This window comes from Trichocoleus sp. Lan, from assembly GCF_039961855.1.
Classification (GTDB): Bacteria; Cyanobacteriota; Cyanobacteriia; order Cyanobacteriales; family FACHB-T130; genus FACHB-T130.
The window spans coordinates 185,140-202,773 of record NZ_JAMPKA010000007.1 but is presented as its reverse complement, the minus strand read 5'-3'; the positions used below and the strand labels follow the sequence as shown (position 1 = coordinate 202,773).

The 17,634-nt window shown below is 47.1% G+C and carries 13 protein-coding genes; 5 read left to right on the top strand and 8 right to left on the bottom strand.

The annotated features are described in order from the left end of the window. Positions 1-188 precede the first annotated feature (188 nt). The 4 genes from NDA03_RS08790 to sds all read left to right on the top strand — a co-directional run bounded on the left by NDA03_RS08790 (position 189) and on the right by sds (position 4,875). Complete coding sequence (locus tag NDA03_RS08790; protein ID WP_348237847.1) at positions 189-2,165, top strand: N-acetylmuramoyl-L-alanine amidase; 1,977 nt, start codon at positions 189-191, stop codon at positions 2,163-2,165. A 28-nt stretch (positions 2,166-2,193) separates the two neighbouring features. Next, on the top strand, positions 2,194-3,054 hold the full coding sequence (gene murI, locus NDA03_RS08785; protein ID WP_190414918.1) for a glutamate racemase: 861 nt from the start codon (positions 2,194-2,196) through the stop codon (positions 3,052-3,054). Between the two features lie 68 nt (positions 3,055-3,122). Then, complete coding sequence (locus NDA03_RS08780; protein WP_190672249.1) at positions 3,123-3,266, top strand: hypothetical protein; 144 nt, start codon at positions 3,123-3,125, stop codon at positions 3,264-3,266. Between the two features lie 637 nt (positions 3,267-3,903). After that, entirely contained in the window at positions 3,904-4,875 is a 972-nt protein-coding gene (gene sds, locus NDA03_RS08775) for a solanesyl diphosphate synthase (RefSeq protein WP_190528952.1), read from the top strand. A 142-nt stretch (positions 4,876-5,017) separates the two neighbouring features. Here sds and NDA03_RS08770 read toward each other — a convergent pair whose 3' ends face one another. From NDA03_RS08770 to uvrC, 3 genes are all read right to left on the bottom strand, one after another. Next, positions 5,018-6,454 (bottom strand): serine/threonine-protein kinase, encoded by a 1,437-nt coding sequence (locus NDA03_RS08770; RefSeq protein ID WP_348237846.1) that lies wholly within the window; start codon positions 6,452-6,454, stop codon positions 5,018-5,020. Between the two features lie 84 nt (positions 6,455-6,538). Then, a complete protein-coding gene (locus NDA03_RS08765) occupies positions 6,539-8,455 on the bottom strand; it encodes a hypothetical protein (protein ID WP_348237845.1) in 1,917 nt (638 codons plus the stop codon). 148 nt (positions 8,456-8,603) lie between these two features. After that, entirely contained in the window at positions 8,604-10,565 is a 1,962-nt protein-coding gene (uvrC, locus tag NDA03_RS08760) for an excinuclease ABC subunit UvrC (protein WP_348237844.1), read from the bottom strand. Between the two features lie 357 nt (positions 10,566-10,922). Between uvrC and NDA03_RS08755 the strand changes: the two genes are divergently transcribed. Beyond that, positions 10,923-11,102 (top strand): hypothetical protein, encoded by a 180-nt coding sequence (locus tag NDA03_RS08755; protein WP_190414923.1) that lies wholly within the window; start codon positions 10,923-10,925, stop codon positions 11,100-11,102. A 34-nt stretch (positions 11,103-11,136) separates the two neighbouring features. Here the strand turns inward: NDA03_RS08755 and NDA03_RS08750 are convergent, their stop codons facing one another. From NDA03_RS08750 to NDA03_RS08730, 5 genes are all read right to left on the bottom strand, one after another. Then, a complete protein-coding gene (locus NDA03_RS08750) occupies positions 11,137-11,604 on the bottom strand; it encodes a response regulator (RefSeq protein ID WP_348237843.1) in 468 nt (155 codons plus the stop codon). A 1,085-nt stretch (positions 11,605-12,689) separates the two neighbouring features. Further along, the gene (locus tag NDA03_RS08745) at positions 12,690-13,343 is read right to left on the bottom strand and encodes a PEP-CTERM sorting domain-containing protein (RefSeq protein ID WP_348237842.1); all 654 of its coding nucleotides are present in this window, start codon (positions 13,341-13,343) and stop codon (positions 12,690-12,692) included. A gap of 322 nt (positions 13,344-13,665) precedes the next feature. Further along, positions 13,666-14,856, bottom strand: a complete 1,191-nt coding sequence (locus NDA03_RS08740) for an NF038130 family PEP-CTERM protein (RefSeq protein WP_348237841.1) — start codon at positions 14,854-14,856, stop codon at positions 13,666-13,668. 766 nt (positions 14,857-15,622) lie between these two features. Continuing rightward, entirely contained in the window at positions 15,623-16,792 is a 1,170-nt protein-coding gene (locus tag NDA03_RS08735; RefSeq protein ID WP_348237840.1) for an LL-diaminopimelate aminotransferase, read from the bottom strand. Positions 16,793-16,897: 105 nt separating this feature from the next. Then, entirely contained in the window at positions 16,898-17,221 is a 324-nt protein-coding gene (locus NDA03_RS08730) for a thioredoxin family protein (protein WP_190414928.1), read from the bottom strand. Between the last annotated feature and the right edge of the window lie 413 nt (positions 17,222-17,634).

The following is a 17,634-nucleotide window of genomic DNA, read 5'->3' as shown; positions in this document are numbered from 1 at the left end:
CAGCGAAAAAAGTCATGCCTAGTCGATTATTCTGCATTGCGACCAAAGTCGTGATATTGTTCAACCCAGTCTAAAATCGTTTACTTTGTTTACCGCAATGCACCGGATGTGAACCGAAAACATCCGAAACAGGTCTACAGCGTACAGGCCGATTATTACGGTCTTTGCCTTTTTCAGGAGCAACGATAGTGAGATTTTACTGGCTATTACCCAGTTTTTTGAGCATTTTTCTCGTTTCACTTCCCGCGAATGCGGCAAGACTGGTGTATTGGCGTTTTGATGCCAATCAGAACCGACTAGACTTTAGGACGGATGATGGAGTGCAACCGCGAGCGCAACTGCTTGCCAACCCGACCCGTGTGGTAATCGATCTGCCCGGTACCAGCTTGGGGCGCTCAACGGTGACTCAGCAGTTGGCTGGATCGCTGCGTTCTCTGCGAGTAGGACAGTTTGAAGGTAATACTACTCGGATGGTGATTGAATTAGACCCTGGTTACACCCTCGATCCAGAAAAAGTGCTAGTTCGAGGAGCTTCCCCCAGCCAGTGGTCGGTGCAATTACCAAAGCCCGAACGAGTAGCGCAGGTGTCAAATCCTTCACCCAGAGATCTAGCACCCAGAGATCTAGATTTGGGAAATTCTCCGCCGCCCCCTTTGCAACCTCTTCCCAATCAAGCTCCTAGAAATCCTTCGCCGCCTCCAGTGCTGAGTCGCCCACCGATTCGTCAGACACCTCCAAACGTAACGGTTGGGTCGCTTGCTCAAATCGAAGATGTGCAGGTAACGCGAGATGGGTTTTTCCTAAAGACGAATGGGGGTCGCCCGCAGATTATTAAGGTGAACCGGAGTAGCGATCGCAAAAACATTACTTTTGACCTGCGAGGAGCGACCCTTTCCCGCAGTCTTACATCGCCTTCTCCGACGGTGAATCGCTATGGCGTCAGTCGCATCTTATTGTCCCAAGTTGATACTTCACCCTCAATCGTTCGCGTCACGATGAACGTGAGGAGAGAAAGCCCGGACTGGCTGGCAAGTGTTAGCGATTTTGGCGGTATTGTCATCTTGCCGAAGGGTACGAGTGCTGGCGACATTGAAAGCCCACCACTAGCTGGAAATCAACCCTCTCCCATTTCGGGGGGGTCTAGACCGCCTTCAACTGCACCCAGCCAACCCGTCCCCACCAACCGTCCGAATAATCAGTTAGCAACAATTCAATCGGTTGAACTCGCCTCTTCCGGAACCCAGTTATTAATTCGGGCGGATGCGTCTGTCAGATACACCGGCAGATGGGATGCAAGAGAGGGAGTTTATCGAATTACGATTCCTTCCGCTGAACTAGCTGACCGAGTTAGGGGACCTCAACTGGATGCCACCACTTCAGTGCGGCGGGTGCGTTTGCAGCAGCAAGACTCGCGGACTGTCGTTATTCTGGTGCAACCAGCCTCAGGGGTACAGGTTGGAGAACTCAATCAGGTGAGCGACCAACTTTTAGCACTGCAACTGCAACGAAGTCGCCTTGGCTCGGTTGTTCCTCCCACAGGCCCTATTCGGGTTCCGCCCACGGGTTCTGTTAACGTGCCGCCGCCTCAGAATAACAATCCGCCTTCGCGACCCCGCCCCCGTGTTGGACGATTGGTTGTGGTTGTAGATGCCGGACATGGAGGCAAAGACCCTGGAGCCATCGGTTATAGAGGTTTGCGAGAGGTCGATGTAATTTTGCCGATTGCACAGCAGGTAGCGGCATTGCTAGAGCAACAGGGCATCCAGGCGGTGATGACGCGAAAGGATGACTATTTTGTAGACTTGCAACCACGAGTAACGATGGCTGAGCGAGCCAATGCCGATTTATTCGTCAGTATCCACGCCAATTCAATTGGTGGGCGTCCTGATGTGCAGGGGCTGGAGACTTACTATTACTCTAGTGGTGGGCGTTTAGCGCAAACCATTCACAATAGTATTTTGCAGAACGTTGATATCCGAGATCGAGGAGTGCGGCAGGCGAGATTTTATGTACTGAGGAAGAGTTCGATGCCCGCTGTTTTAGTGGAGGTTGGTTTTGTGTCCAGCCCACAAGAGGCTGTGAAGTTGGCTTCGCCAAATTACCAGAGCCAGATGGCAAGAGCGATCGCTCGCGGTATTCTACAGTACATCCAACAAAGTCTCTAAATGCCGGTTTGTGGGGAGTGGTTGATTAATGATGAATAAGGAACAAAAAACAAATGAGGCTCTTCAACGAGCCAGAATTGGGATTTTTGATAGCGGAGTCGGCGGGCTGACGGTATTGAGGGAACTCTACCGGCAGCTGCCATCCGAATCGATTCTTTACTTTGGCGATACGGCTCGACTGCCCTACGGCACTCGCTCTCAGGCAGAAATTTTGCACTTTGTGCGCGAAATTCTCATCTGGATGATGCAGCAGGGCGTCAAAATGGCGATCATGGCGTGCAACACCAGTTCTGCCCTCGCTTTGGAGGCAGTGCGGTCTGAGTTTCCTCTCCCGATTTTGGGAGTTATCTTGCCTGGTGCCCGCGCCGCTGTTGAGCTAGGCAACCGGATTGGAGTCATCGCTACCCCAGCCACTGCCGCTAGCAACGCTTATCGTCGCGCGATTTTAGAAGTTGACGCCACTGCCCAAGTTTGGCAAGTCGGTTGCCCAGAGTTTGTGCCGGTGATTGAGCAAAACCGCATCCATGAGCCTTACACCCTAGAAGTGGCGCGGGAGTACTTGGCACCGTTACTGCACCATCGTATTGACACGCTTGTTTATGGCTGTACCCACTATCCCCACTTAGCACCCGTCCTGAGGAAAATTCTGCCCCGGTCGGTGAAGCTATGCGATCCGGCAGTTCATGTAGTGGCTGCGGCTGCACAAGAGCTGGATTTACTAGGACTGAGAAACACCCGCCCGCCGCTAGCAACTCGATTTGCCGTGAGCGGTTGTCCCGAACAGTTTGCACAACTGTCAGTACAGTGGCTGGGGTGTACGCCTGCGGTAGAAAAAGTTTATTTACCGACAGTGCTACATCGGCAATTACCGCTAGAGCTAAGCGAGTAGCAGTCAATTGAAGAATGGGTTCTTCAATCCAAAATTCTAGATTTGACTGCTAATGGCGGATCGATGAGGTGAGCGTGCTGCAAACGGCTAATACTTCTGTCGCGATCGCTAGGGTATGGACTTCGTCCTACCCGCACCTTTCACAGTTCGCTGTGCCAGAATCAACAGCAGGTAAACCGTCAATAAATAACCAGTGGCTAAAAACGGGATAATCAGAGGCATATCATTATACGTCATAGTGTCGCACAATCACAAGTAGCGGAATGTAAATTTTTATACAAGTTCTTTTCCCAACACAATGCCCCAAGTCAAGACTTGAGTCAATGCTTGAGAATATGGCTGCCCATAGGAATTCTGGAGGTCGCTGTCGCCCCAATAATTCTTGATTTAACTAAAACCCCAGAAAATTAATAAAAATAATCTGAGATTTTTTCGGCAATCCCGTAGATAGCAAGCTAATCCACAGTGCCTATTGAAAGTCCTTTATTTTCGGATGGCTAGTTTTCCTAGAGCCTTAACGCTAGAAAAAGATGCAGGAAGCCGGAAATGCTACCGCCTACCAAAAATCTGCCATCCTTTACCAATTCATTACAAACACGTAAGTGTTTTCTGTAATTTTTTGGCTCAGTAACTCTATTAAGCTTTTCAAATCCTTACATATTAGAGTAACACAAGATCCCCAAGGGTTAGGAGGGATTTTTTTAGATACTTTACAAGTCGATACAATTTCAAAAAAAGGCTGCGGGGGCATCTTCTAAGGAACAAAACTTCCCTGTAGGGGAGCATTAGCTTAAAATAAATGACAGGAATGTAAAATTTCGTAACTATTAAGCCAGAGTCAGCTGATCCATGACCTCAGTGACCTCCCTCTTTGCCCCTGTTGAATCAGACCTACGTGTTCTGACGGAGAATTTGAAAAAGCTGGTTGGTGCCCGTCACCCCATCCTGTATGCGGCGGCAGAACACTTATTTGGGGCAGGAGGAAAGCGCGTTAGACCCGCTATCGTCCTGCTGATATCGCGGGCAACCATGCTGGATCAAGACATTACCCCACGTCACCGACGTCTCGCAGAAATTACGGAAATGATTCACACCGCTAGTCTGGTACACGACGATGTGGTGGATGAATCCGAGGTAAGACGCGGTATTGCCACGGTTCATAGCCGGTTTGGCAATCGCATCGCTGTGTTGGCGGGAGACTTTTTATTTGCCCAATCTTCTTGGTATTTGGCAAATTTGAATAATTTAGAAGTAGTGAAACTGCTCTCAGAAGTGATTATGGATATGGCAGAAGGAGAAATTCAGCAAGGGCTGAATCGCTTTGATGCCAGTATGTCCCTCGAAGCTTACTTAGAGAAGAGTTACTACAAAACTGCCTCGTTGATGGCTAACAGTGCGAAGGCGGCTGGACTACTCAGTGATGTCTCGGAGGAGGCGGCAGAAAATTTGTATCGCTACGGACGTCATCTCGGCTTGGCTTTCCAGATTGTGGATGATATTTTTGACTTCACGGGTTCGACAGAAGCTTTAGGTAAGCCAGCCGGATCGGATCTAAAAAGTGGCAATCTAACAGCACCCGTGTTATTTGCCTTGGAAGAAAAACCTTACCTGGAGGCGCTCATTGAGCGGGAATTTACAGAGGAGGGGGATTTAGAAGCAGCGATCGCCTTGATTGAAGAAAGTCAGGGCATTGAGCGATCGCGCGAATTAGCTGCCCATCATGCCCAACTCGCCGTTCAACAATTAGCAGATTTACCGCACTCGGAGTGCCGTCAAGCGCTAATTGACATGGCTGAGTACGTGTTGAGTCGGCTTTACTAAGGAGTGTGGATTTATTAACCCCCAATTTCTTTTGTAGGGGCATGACTGTAGGGGCTTTTTCTGGGTATGCCCCTACAGAACGCGAACGAGCGTAAGTTCTTTAATCGACATTCCTAAGAATGAATCAAAATCCAATAAGCCATTAGCAAATTTTACACTTGGCGAGTCTCGCCACCAGAGAAGAACACACCAAATCCCAGCGACCCAATCCAGTCTCTTCTAATCCTCCAGCCGGAAGATGACCCGATGGGGCAGAATTTCCGGAGAAAGTGAGATCCGAGTAATTTAACCAATTGCCTTTGACACGCCAACCCACTTGGTCGCCAAAACGACACCAAGTGGCATAGTCAAAGTTAGGTTTTCCGCCAATCTTTTCCCAAATGCGCTTCTGGACGCTAAAGCCAAAGCGTCCGTCGCTGTAATTTACCCAGAGTCGATCGATCGTACTGAGGTGTTGGCAGGGAAACTTTTGAAAATCTTCAACTCTCAGCCAGCCTTCTGGTTCTCGATGGGAAATTTTCAGCAGGAGCATTCGTGTTTCCCGATCTGCTTCCTTCCAGTTCCGGGCGGTAAGGAAATCCCGCAGTTTGCTGTAATTTATCCCCAATGCCCTGAGATGAGCGGGAGAGGAAGCCATCGTGGGTATCGTGACATTGACATCAGAAGGTCTAGTAAGTTTAGAGTGCAAGACTTCCAGCACCTCCGAAGCCGATTTATAGCGATCCTTCGGTAAAGGCTGAAGCAGTTTATCCAAGATTTGACCTAACTCTTGACTAATAGTTGTGCCATCTGGCAGACACTCTCGCCACATCCAGCGACACTCTAGCGGTTCATAAAGACCATCAGAACCATCTACTGTAGGAAGAGATTGGGTGAGCAGACAAACGCAAGTGACTCCTAAACTGTAGAGATCGCTAGCGGGGTAGGCATGACCGTGCATTTGTTCCATCGGCGTATATCCTACCGTACCGACCGTTGTCCCCACTTGCCCCATCGTCGTCTCTGTTACCAGTTTGGAGACGCCAAAATCAATTAGGACTAACCTGCCGTTTCGGTGACGACGCATAATATTCTCTAGCTTGATATCCCGGTGAATCACCCCACGTTCGTGAATAAATTTGAGAATTGGCAGTAACTCAGCCAAAAGCTGTCTAATCTTTTGTTCGCTAAAAGCTCCCTGAGTAGCCAATTCTTGACGTAAAGTGAGTCCCGCAATCAACTCTTGCACCAGATACAGGCGCTTATCTTCTTCAAAGTAAGCAAGCAGTCTGGGAATGTGGGGATGTTCTCCCAGTTGAAACAACCGCACGCCTTCCTGGTTAAACATTGCCGTTGCTTTTTCCAGCGCCTTCGGATTGGCTTGAATCTCTGAGGATGGTAAAAATTGCTTCACCACGCAGGGCGCATTCATACAGTCAGTATCTGCTGCCTGATAGGTTCTGCCAAATCCGCCACCACCAATCGGTTTGAGGATACGGTAGCGATTTCTCAGTAATAAATGGGAGCCACAATTTTGGCAAAATTTATAATTGTCAGGATTTAGGCGATCGCGGCAATTGGGATTTGGACAGTAGATCATACCCAGGCAGGATTCAGCAGGTTGAGTCTATCGTAGTTCTTCCCAGAAGGGAGGCAAAGGGGAAGTGGCTGCGACAACTGGCGGCTATTCTTTGGGAAATGTCTTGCCGACTTCTCTCACGTCGTCTCTGTATTCGGCGATCGTTCGATTGGTATCAGCGTCGTAGCGCAGTCGCACATTGCCCACTTCCAGAACGGTTGCCATCCCCGTACCCGTGACAGTTGCTACAGGCGGGATTCCCCTGCCTACAAAGGTAGCGATCCAGATTTCGGCATTTGCACTGGAAATGCTGACTTGCAACGGATCGCCCGCAGTTACTACTGCCCCATTTGGGTGCAGCACCCAGCCTTTGAGGTAGCCGTCACTACCGCCGCGTAGCAAAAAAGTTGGCACGCCTTCCATCCCCACCGTTGCAGTGATACCACCATCACCTTTCTCATTTCCGAGGTTAAGCTGCCAGGTGTAGGTATGCGCCTCCTCATCCCGAATTCGATCGAGCGTTGCCAGTACAGCAGTATTATCAGTTTCAGAAAACTTGACCAGGAGGTGGCGCTTGGCGCTGCTTAAGCCCAAACTGGCGTATTTCTCCCCACCGTCGATGATGACGTAACCGCCATCTGGGATGGAATTGAAAAATTCATGCCTTCCCGTTGTACCGCGATCGCGCTGCGCTTTTCCATCCACCAAGAGGGTGCTAAAAGTAGCAGGGTTGCCAGAAACTTTGGCAGGTCCACCGATGAAATGAGTGTTATAAGCGAGTAAGCCAAGTTGGAAGGCTTCTGACTGATCCCAAGCATTCTGGTGGCGATCGCTATCTGCCATCACCGACACGAGGATATCGTTCTCATCTTGCCAGCGATCGCGGAAAAAGTAAGCTCCTCTTTTGTCATCTCCCACAGACGAGGCAAACACACCTGTTGGATTAAAGGAAGGGGCGCTTTCTGGATAATAGATTAGCGACCAGATCGTTGCGCCCCGGTGTTTGTCAAATTTCTCGGCTGGGGTGCCTGGGGCATCTATTCCCATGTGCCGATCGTAAAAGTAGCGGTAGAAGGGCAATAAGCGTGGGGGAACCGATCCGAGGAGGAGACTCGTCCAGCCTTCGTCACCGATGCCTGCACCGGATACGCCAGATTGAAGAAAGTAGCGATCGCCCGATTCATGCATCATAAATGCACCGGCGTACATGACCAATTTCCAGAAATGTCGTGCGGTAAAATCAGCGTCAAGCTCAGCATCGCCAACACTCCGGAGGGCATAAACCGCTGGAACTAAAAAAATCCCTGCATAACTGTCATAACCAATCCCTTCCTGACTTAAACCCAACTGACCGTAAGCGTTGATTAGGTGAGTTTTCAGCCACCCCTTGAGCTGACTGTATCGCTTGGCGCGGTTGCCTTCCTCGTACACAGCCAACATCATCACGAGTTCCCCGCCTCGACAGACTGCTACCCAGTTAGAAGCCATTGCTGGATTAGTGAGGTTGGGGTGGCGGAAATTCTCCCAAGTATCGAGGGCGATGTTAATTTTGTTTTTAATGTAATCTCGTTGCTGTGGAGTCCAACCGCGATATGCCCAATCATAGGCGATCGCAAAATTTTGTCCCACCGTCGCCCTAGATAGCCCATATTGCGCTTCCGGCAGGCGGTTATCCGGGTCTGGATCTCGGTGGATGAGATGGAGGGCTTGGTGGGCAATCTGTGCATACTTATTTTCATTTGTCAATAAGTACAGCAGCGCTGCTTCCCGTGCTAGATAGGAACGGGCATAGTTCCAGTTGCCGTCATTCGGGTTGCCATCATAAATGCGCCAGTTGTTCTGGGTTACTCGCGCTTTCAGGGCATTGAATGCTTGCTGATGATGCGAACGTGGTACCCGAATTGCCGATTGAATTTGTTCAATCCGCCTTTGATTTAGAAATAAACGCGGGTGTGCTTCGTCAGCTAGCACCTTGAAGGGCGCTAGAACTATCAGCAGACCGATGAAGATACGGCTTTTCAATTCTTGCGTCCTCTGCGGTTTAAATTTTGTCTCTCGCTATCTTCTTTGATTTGTCAGAGATTTTTTTAACGAACCGCCAAGGACGCGAAGGACGCGAAGCAAGAGAGCAAGAGAATCACAACTGATTGAAGATTGCTTTTGGCATCGGTTAAGCGGGATGGAAATAATCGTAGATTTCCTGGGCTAACTTAGGGCCAACACCAGGAGCCTCAGTTAGCTGCTTTGGAGTTGCTTCGCGGATATAATCAATGGAACGAAAATGCGCCAAGAGTTGTTTCTGTCGCTGAAAGCCCAATCCTGGAATTTCATCTAAACGCGATCGCCGCAGCTTATCGCTGCGCTGCTGACGGTGGAAACTGACTGCAAATCGGTGCGCCTCATCCCGCAGTCGCCGCAACAATTGCACCCCTGGTTGTTCTGCATCCGTCTGTAACGGTGAAGACTCACCCGGTGAGAAAATCTCCTCTCGCTGCTTGGCAAGACTAACAACTCGCAAGTCTTCCATTAAATTCATTTCTTGCAGTACGGCGACAACTGACGAGAGCTGACCTTTCCCGCCGTCAATCATTACTAAATCGGGCCAATCAGGATTTCCAACTCGCTGCATTTGCGGATCTTCAGCATACTTGCGGAAACGCCGTTGGATAACTTCTGCAAGACTGGCAAAGTCGTCCGAGTGACCGGCAGTGACGGTGGGATTTTTTATTTTATAGTGGCGATAGTGCTGCTTTGCAGGTATAGCGTCAATGAAGACTACCTGAGACGCGACAGCATTCGCTCCCTGAATATGGGAGATATCGTAGCCTTCAATCCGGTGGGGTAAGTCGGGTAGATCAACAATGGCGGCTAAATCTTCCATTGCTTGAGTATTGCGATCGCCTAATCGTTGCATCCGCGCTAGTTCATACTGGGCGTTGCGCTCCACCATCTCAATCAATTCTGCCTTGGTTTGTCGCTGGGGAGCAAGTAGCGTTACTTTTCGTCCTTTTCGCTCCGTTAAAAATTCTGTGAGCATTTCCCCTTCTGGCAACTCGTGCTGCACTAGAATTTCTATCGGGATTTCTACGGACTCTGCATTTGCGTAATGTTCCTCTAACACCCGCTGCAAGATGGCTCCCGGCGTACCTGATTGCGCTTCTGCCACAAAGCCTAAACGACCAACCAGTTTTCCCGCACGCATCTGGAACAATTGGATGCAGGCGTGTTGGGCATCAGCAGCCAGAGCGATCGCATCCCGCGAAACGGTATCATCTGGCAAAGACACTTTTTGATCTGCACTCAAAGACCTTAACCCGGCAATTTGGTCGCGCATCCGCGCTGCTACCTCAAAGTTTAGCTCTTCGGCTGCCTTTTCCATATTCGCCGTTAAAATATCAATCAGTTCTCCGGCTCGTCCTTGGAAAACCATCGCGATTTTTTGGATTGTTTTGCGGTATTCTTCTGGTGAAATCAACTTTTGACATACGCCTGGACACCGCCCTAAATCGTAGTTCAGGCAAGGACGATCTTTAAATAAAGGTTGCGGACGCTGGCGGATTGGGAAGAGCCGTTTTGCGATTCGTAACGTGGTTCGCAACAAACCTGCATCGACAAAAGGGCCATAATACTTATCTTTTTCTTTTCCCAAACGCCGGTTGCGAGTGATGAAAATGCGGGGATATTCTTCCGACCAAGTAACCAGGACGTAAGGATACTTTTTATCATCTTTGAGCAGCACGTTGAAGTAAGGTTGATGCTGCTTAACTAGATTGGCTTCTAGCGCGAGTGCTTCGGCTTCGGTGTCGGTGACGATGAATTCAATCTCTGCGATTTGCCGCACCATCATCATAATGCGATCGCTCAATTTTTGGGAGTCGCGGAAATAAGAGCGAACTCGCGATCGCAATTTTTTCGACTTGCCAATGTAGAGGATGCGATCGCTAACATCCTTCATAAAATAGACCCCTGGTTCTGGCGGAATCTCTTTCAGACGGCTTTCCAGGCGTTCTGGCTCTTTGAGGAGCGGCAGGATTTTTGTAAATGCGATCGCTCCTTCAGCCGATAGATAACCAGCTTGAGTTGTGGCGGGAAATAATTCGTTCCCATTTCTTAGGGTTTGCGGATCTGTCATCCTAATACACTCCTAGACAGCAGCAATTGTTAATTTTTAAGTCGCGCCCTTGAACAAACAGTAACGGATTTTTTAGCTGGTAAAATTTCGTAGCCACCATTTTTATTTAATTCTAAATATCAGTGCAAATTCGTAATTAACGTTTTTTACTAACTTCACAACTCAGTAAAAATTCGCATTACTTTTAATTTTTAAACATGAGATATCTTTCCGGAAATCAGTTAAGCTTTCTTGAAGTCATTACCAGGTTAGATAAAGTTATAACGAATAATGCTAATCTTTCAGCTTTTAAGTTGAAATTGGTTTTAAAATGCTGCTACAACATTTTTTTCTAACTACCTCCCTCTGGTTAAAATTATGAAATTGGAAGAGTTTGAGAATCAATATCGGAACGCTATGGATGACACGCTCAACCAACTCCAGACAGTGATCTTGTTATTAGCACAAGTAGAAGCTCAGGTTAGGGGAATAAGTTCTTCTGTGCAAAATCTAAGCCTCACCGTGGAAAAATACATTAACGAAAATAAAAGTGAATAACGATTGATTTAATTGCCAGAAATTCACGAAGTTGTTAATGAATTTCTTCTGCAATAGCTTGTCTCAAAGAAACTAAATTCACAGGTTTAACAAAGAACCGACGTGCCCCCAAAGTAAGGGCACGCTCTTCATCTGCTTGAAAAGCATAGGCGGAAACGACAAACACGGGGATGTGGAGCCAGTCTGGTCTTTCTTGGATTTGCTGGAGTAGCGTATAGCCATCAATGTCTGGTAATTTTAAGTCTAGCAAAACTAAGTGCGGCTGAAACTCAGCCATCGTCTGAAAAAAATCAGCCCCCCCGGCTAGGGAGAAAACTTGGTATCCCAGATAACCAAGATAGTCATTTAGCAGCTGTCGATTCGTTTGGTTATCCTCAACGAGCAAAATTCGCTTAGGAGATGCTTCAGCACTGAAGTCGGAATTCGGGTTGAATTGTGAGCGTTCAGTCTCACCGCTCCCGTTAAATCGACCTGGGAAGATAGTTAAAAGTGATATAAACATTAACCGAATCCATTGCACTCAGTGTAGCTATAACTTTATTAATAAGTTATCTGGTTAACAATAGATCAAAGTTGAATGGCACTTAACTTTTGTCCTGAACTAAAATACTCTATCCTATCCTTCGGGAACGCGAACGGGAACGCCTATGGCGAACGGCAGCGCTCTTTGGGAACGCGCTAAGAGCTAAAGTCAGTTTTAACTGACCCAAAATACTGCCGGAGCAAAAGCTCGCAACCTGTTAAAACAGGTTGCGAGCTTTAAGGTGAGAGATTTATCGCAAGGCTCTTATATCAGTGCCATTCGAGTGAAGTTCAGGTTTAGGCGAACTTAAAAATTGACGTGCTGGGGTATTAGCAGGATACTGATCCTCTCAGCATGGCTTAGTGTATCTCTGGCTAAGGGAATTCCTAATGCCTGAAAAACTTTCAGCAGCGTTGCAATGTATGGCACTCCCAGCAAAGTCGGAATGAATTCAGATAGGCGAGTACTCTGGCAAGACAATTTTGATGATTTGTTCCAGAGGTCATTGTCTCTAGGGTAAACAAACTCTTTAGATTAAGCGGGGCATAGTACAAGACGAGTGACTCCTGAAAAGCATCTTTTCAACCCTCAGTTGTTCAAACTAGACTCCTCAACAAGTTAGCTATTTCGTTCCCACAATGCTCCAGAAGCTCCAAGAGCAAGGATTCTAGGGACACTGCCTTCGGGTGTATCTCGTTTTTAAAAACATTATTTATCATTGAGAACCCTACTCTAATCCCCGTGAATCAGAATTCTTCCTTGTCTTGGCTCCGAAAAGTGGGGAGATTGAAGGGGGTACGGAGAGAGTAAATCTTGCCTTGCTCGGCGAACGGGGGATTGAGGGGGTTCCTCCATCACAGAAGTATCTGTTAGACGTAATTGGTGAAATGGTATCACCTGGAAAAATGCTTAAAAGAAGCGGGGGAAAAATAGAATTTCTTCCTCACTGTTTACGGTAAGGGATTAGGTGACATTCCGGATTGCAACAACGCTTAAATTGCAACAAAAAAAGGGAGCAGATAGCTCCCTACTTTTTTAGGCTAAGACTGTGGAAGGTGCAAAATTTATGCTGCTTTTTGCAACTTGCGCTTAGCAGCAAAGAAACCACCCAAACCAATTAAGCCCAACAATGCGGAAGGTTCGGGTACGTCGAGGGGTTTTGCCGTCTGGGAAACCTTGAAATTTACAGATGCGTTAACAGGTAAAACTCCCCCAATAGTACCCGATGCAGAACCTTCACCAGAAATATTACAGGTACCACTCAGGCACACTTTAATCTTATCGAACTCATAGCCTTTTACGGTCAAGATATTGGTAATCTTGTTGTAGGAGAAATTAAACGTAGAAAGAATATCGGTTGGACTATAACTTAAACCCTTGAAGATGGAGCCAAAACCGCTAAAAGAATTGATAGAAACAGAATTACTGAGGTAATTACCAAAATAATCTCCTAAATAACTGAAAGGATGATCGATGGTTAATTCTGAATCTCCTTCATCTTTCAGCCTACCGCTGAGATTATCGATAATGTAGCTCTTGTCTACATCCACGGTGAAAGGTATTTCTGCGCCAAGCAAGGGCTTAAAAGTGCCAATGACATCCCCAACGTAATCGACTTTTGTCAATTGGGCTGCCTCAACAGGAGCCATAGCAATTGTGCCCAAAGTGACAACTGCTGCTCCCGCAGTAGCGATTGATAACTTTACATTTCCTAACATTTTGGTGTCTCCATCAGTTCTAGGATTGTGCTTTCGTACAGCCACCCCAACCGGATTATCAAGCGTGTTGTCGGTTTTGAGCTTCAGGTGGTACTGGACTTCTTGGCACCCTCAGATATGTCTGTCTATTTTTTACTACAACTGTCATAATTTAGTGGTATTTACGGAGAAGTTGGTAAAGATACCGTAAATTTACTGTGATGTTTGTATAAAGAAAAAATCGGCTCGTCTCTTTCTCTTGACGGTGCCGATTAAATTTACGATTTTTAGCTGACTATTGACACTGCTAGTTTTTTATGTAAAACCGCAGTGACTGCACAATTTAGGCTTTTTTCAGCATCTTACGCTTGACGGCAAAGAAACTACCTACACCGAGTAGACCCAGCATGGCTGAGGGTTCGGGAACTGATTCTGAAGGAGGAACTTCGCCTTTGAGCGTGACTTCATAGTTACCGCTATGAGAGATACCATCGCCTTTTTCAACTAGCCCAGAGTTTGTGGCGCTAAAGCTGTAAAGGTATTGAGCTGGGCCACCATTATAGGCAACCTTAACGATTTCACTAGCTTGGATGACTAGATTGGTATTGTTGATAAAAGCGGTCAGCGGGTCTAATTTAGCTGAGACACCTAATATTTGGGCATCTAATGTCTTAATTGTTCCAGGTAATGTAGCGATGGCAGTGTTAGCGTCACTAATTAGACCGTTCACTTTTTTGATCTCATTCTGGATCAGAGTTTTTTGAGTACTTGTGGTGGCCTTGTTTAATTGAATATTCAGCTCATTGAGTGTCGTTTTCAGCTTAGGAAGTGAGATTGTTGCTGTATTTAGTGCCGTTTGTGCCTGAGTGCGAGTTTGTACCAGTGTATTGTAGCCACTCTGGATCTTAGCTTGGGTAGGTTGAAGTGACTGTTGAATCAAAGATGCCCCATTCAGGTGACCAGCCAACCCAACGCGGATAGTACCATCATTGTCCTGGTTGACGTAGGAGAGATTCGGGTCGCTAAATCTCTGAAGTCCCCCACCTGCTACAAAAGCATCCAAAATTTCAGTTTGGGTATTTGCTCCCAGTAAGGGACTGAGATTGTTGGCAACGATTAAATCATTCAACCATTTCTGAGCCAAAGTTGTGCCACCAACATCGGTATTCCAGTCCGCTGCGGTGAGGCTGCTGAGGGTAATGCTCTTACCACCGATGGTGCCTTGTAAGCTGGAGACGCCGGTGTAGCTTGTGTATGCGGAGTTGCTCAGGGTTTCACTATTGGAAAATAGCTCGATGTTTCCAGTTGGATTAGCGCTATTTCCGCCTAGAACTTTTTGCTCATTAACCCAAGTGCCGGGGGTATTGTTTACCTGGAACGTGTTTGTAGCGTCGGCGTCGTAGGTTAGATAGGGCGCTGCTCCAGTAACGGTAGCATTTTTGATGGATGCAGCGGATGCTGGGGCGCTAGCGATCGCACTGAGGCTTGCCAACACTGAAGCGCTGAGCAAAATTTTCTTGATAGTACCTGTCATTTTGTGTGTCTCCACAAGTTGTCTGTCTAGATGAGTTTTGCTTGATAACGCGCACAGTAGCTAGGGCGCGGTCAGTTTTCGATCGGGGTTAACAGTTCCAAATAAGCAGGGACAACAATCAAGCGCCCGTCTTTTTAGCCTGCTTTTTGTTATTTGCTTGTCTCTATCTAATATAGTCAAATAACTAGTTTTACTCGGTAAACTTTTGATGATTTTTAGTAAAGTTTGAGTAAAAGATTGAAGGCAAAAAACAATTTTATTTCCCCGTATACTGACCGTAGTAATACACAGTAATAGGAGACCTAAACCTAGAAATAGGAAGGTTATCCAAAATATGAATTCTGTCAAGAGTAGTTTCCATGAGTTTTAAGCTATGGGGCATTTAACCTGCCTAACCTTTAGGGACATTGCCTCTCATTAGTTGTTACAGAGGCGATCGCTCGCATCTATACGTTAGTGGCAACCGCTTTCTCCTACGGCTGACTGCTGACAGCAAAGCATCTATTTGAATCTAGGTGGTATTAAATGTCTAAAAACTTACTGCTTCTAACTGGTTTTTGCGCTTCCAGTTGTTTCTTATTCCGAGAAATTTACGGATAAGTTAGTGAACTGATCGTAGATTTACGGTTATGTTGATTGCAGAAAAAATAGCTCCACTCTCTTTTTGAGGCGAAGCTAATCAGTCCTTGTGCATTTGATTTGACTATTTACTTGGCACACGCAAGATAAGACTTGCAGCCCTTTTAGGCAGCGAGCGCTGGTATTCTCACTTAGACATGACCGGGGATATCTTTTCAACCGCCATTTCTAATACTTCTGGATCGTGTACCAGCGCAAACCGTACATATCCTTCTCCAGATTTACCAAAACCGGCACCGGGTGAGGCAGCAACGCCAGTGGTTTCTACCAAATAGGTACAAAAGTTGATGGAGTCCTGTGCCCACGGTTCTGGCAATTTAGCCCAAACATACATGGTGGCAGATGGGGTAGGAACCTCCCAGCCAATTCTGTGAAGCGCTTTGACAAAGGCATCCCGGCGTTGGCGGAAGATTTCAACTGCCGCTTTAACACCCTCTTGAGAGCCACTTAGGGCTGCGATCGCTCCATTCAAAATTCCTTGGTATTGGTTGAAATCAACTGCCGCTTTCACCTGGCGCAAGGCGCGGATCAGATTTGCATTCCCAATCGCGTAGCCGATGCGAAAGCCGCCCATGTTGTAAGACTTCGATAAAGTAAAAAACTCAATCGAGACGCTTTTTTCAGGGTCGGCTTGTAAGATTGAGGGAACCGCAACGTCTTCAAATACCAGGTCGGCGTAGGGAAAATCGTGAACCAGCACTAGATTATGACGCTGGCAAAAATCAACCGCTGTCTGGAAAAAAGATAGGGGCGCGATCGCAGTTGTGGGGTTGTGAGGATAGCTCAGTACCATCATTCGTGACTGAGCCAAAACCGGCAAGGGGATCTCCTCAAACACTGGCAAAAACCCATTTTCCGCCCGTAGTGGCATTGGGTAAATTTGACCACCAGCTAGGTAAACTCCCCCAGCATGGGATGGATAACCAGGGTCAAGCAGTAAGGCAAAATCCCCTGGATTCAGCACTGCTAAGGGTAAATGAGCCGTGCCTTCCTGGGAACCAATCAGGGTCAGCACTTCGGTTTCCGGATCAACCGGAATCCCGTATTTCTGGGTGTACCAGCAAGCGGCAGCTTGGCGAAAAGCTTGAGTGCCGTGAAACAGCAAATAGCCGTGGGTTTTGGGGTCAGATAAAGATTGGGCGATCGCGTCGATAACCCGATCTGACGCCGGTAAATCGGAGGAACCCAGCGATAGATCGATGATATTTTGTCCCGCCGTCCTGGCTTTTGCCTTAACCCGATCCATATCGGCAAACACATTGGTTTGCAGGGGTTGTAAACGCTTGGCGAACTGCATATTTAGTCTTTAGTCCTTAGTCTTTAGTCCTTAGTCCTTAGTCTGTTGTCCGGTGTTTTTTGTCTCTCACCGAGCGATAACCAATGACTAATGACTACTGACTGTTTACAGGTGAGTTTCCAGGATACTCATTAATTTCTGCTTCCCAATCGCTCCCTCATAAGATTCAATCACCTCACTGTCCTTAAACAGCCTGAGAGCTGGAAGACCTTCTACTTTGTACTTTGCCACAGATTCGGGATTGGGGTCGCTTTCCATTTTCACGACCTTGAGGCGATCGCCATAAGTTTCCGCAGCGGCTTGCACGACTGGCGATACAAGGCGGCAAGGGCCGCACCAAGACGCCCAGAAGTACACTAATACTGGCTGAGTGGCTTTCAGGACTTCTGTTTCAAAGTCTGCATCATTAATTGAGATTGTGCTGCTCATGTCACCCCCGATTGACATTTATATTATTGCTTCACCTACTTAACACGGTATTCAAAACCGTTGCTAGTGGGCAGGAAAGCAATCAAGGTTTACGCCTTATTGATTGTAATACAGTACCTCAGGCGGTTCGTTGGGAATGGGGGTACATCAAGGAAATTTGCGATCGCACTTGATGAGTATAAAAGCTTTATTTATAGTTTTAATCCGGGCAATTTATCTATGTTTTCTTATTTTAAGTAGTTAAAACTTTGTTTTTCAAGCAAACTTATGTCTAATTAATAACCGTTGATTCACGACTTTTTCAAAGTTTAATAATCGACCTAGGCACGCTCGGAATCACCAATCCTTACCCCTTTGGCATCAATGTTGCTCGCTTTCGCTAAAACCTACGCCAGCAAGCGAAAATTTATCCT

What these genes read in the sequence shown, in the direction of transcription:
- NDA03_RS08745 (WP_348237842.1), bottom strand. Translation starts at nt 13,343, where the DNA reads ATGTTAGGAAATGTAAAGTTATCAATCGCTACTGCGGGAGCAGCAGTT.
- NDA03_RS08770 (WP_348237846.1), bottom strand. Translation starts at nt 6,454, where the DNA reads ATGATCTACTGTCCAAATCCCAATTGCCGCGATCGCCTAAATCCTGAC.
- NDA03_RS08755 (WP_190414923.1), top strand. Translation starts at nt 10,923, where the DNA reads ATGAAATTGGAAGAGTTTGAGAATCAATATCGGAACGCTATGGATGAC.
- sds (WP_190528952.1), top strand. Translation starts at nt 3,904, where the DNA reads ATGACCTCAGTGACCTCCCTCTTTGCCCCTGTTGAATCAGACCTACGT.
- murI (WP_190414918.1), top strand. Translation starts at nt 2,194, where the DNA reads ATGATGAATAAGGAACAAAAAACAAATGAGGCTCTTCAACGAGCCAGA.
- NDA03_RS08740 (WP_348237841.1), bottom strand. Translation starts at nt 14,856, where the DNA reads ATGACAGGTACTATCAAGAAAATTTTGCTCAGCGCTTCAGTGTTGGCA.
- NDA03_RS08730 (WP_190414928.1), bottom strand. Translation starts at nt 17,221, where the DNA reads ATGAGCAGCACAATCTCAATTAATGATGCAGACTTTGAAACAGAAGTC.
- NDA03_RS08750 (WP_348237843.1), bottom strand. Translation starts at nt 11,604, where the DNA reads ATGTTTATATCACTTTTAACTATCTTCCCAGGTCGATTTAACGGGAGC.
- uvrC (WP_348237844.1), bottom strand. Translation starts at nt 10,565, where the DNA reads ATGACAGATCCGCAAACCCTAAGAAATGGGAACGAATTATTTCCCGCC.
- NDA03_RS08735 (WP_348237840.1), bottom strand. Translation starts at nt 16,792, where the DNA reads ATGCAGTTCGCCAAGCGTTTACAACCCCTGCAAACCAATGTGTTTGCC.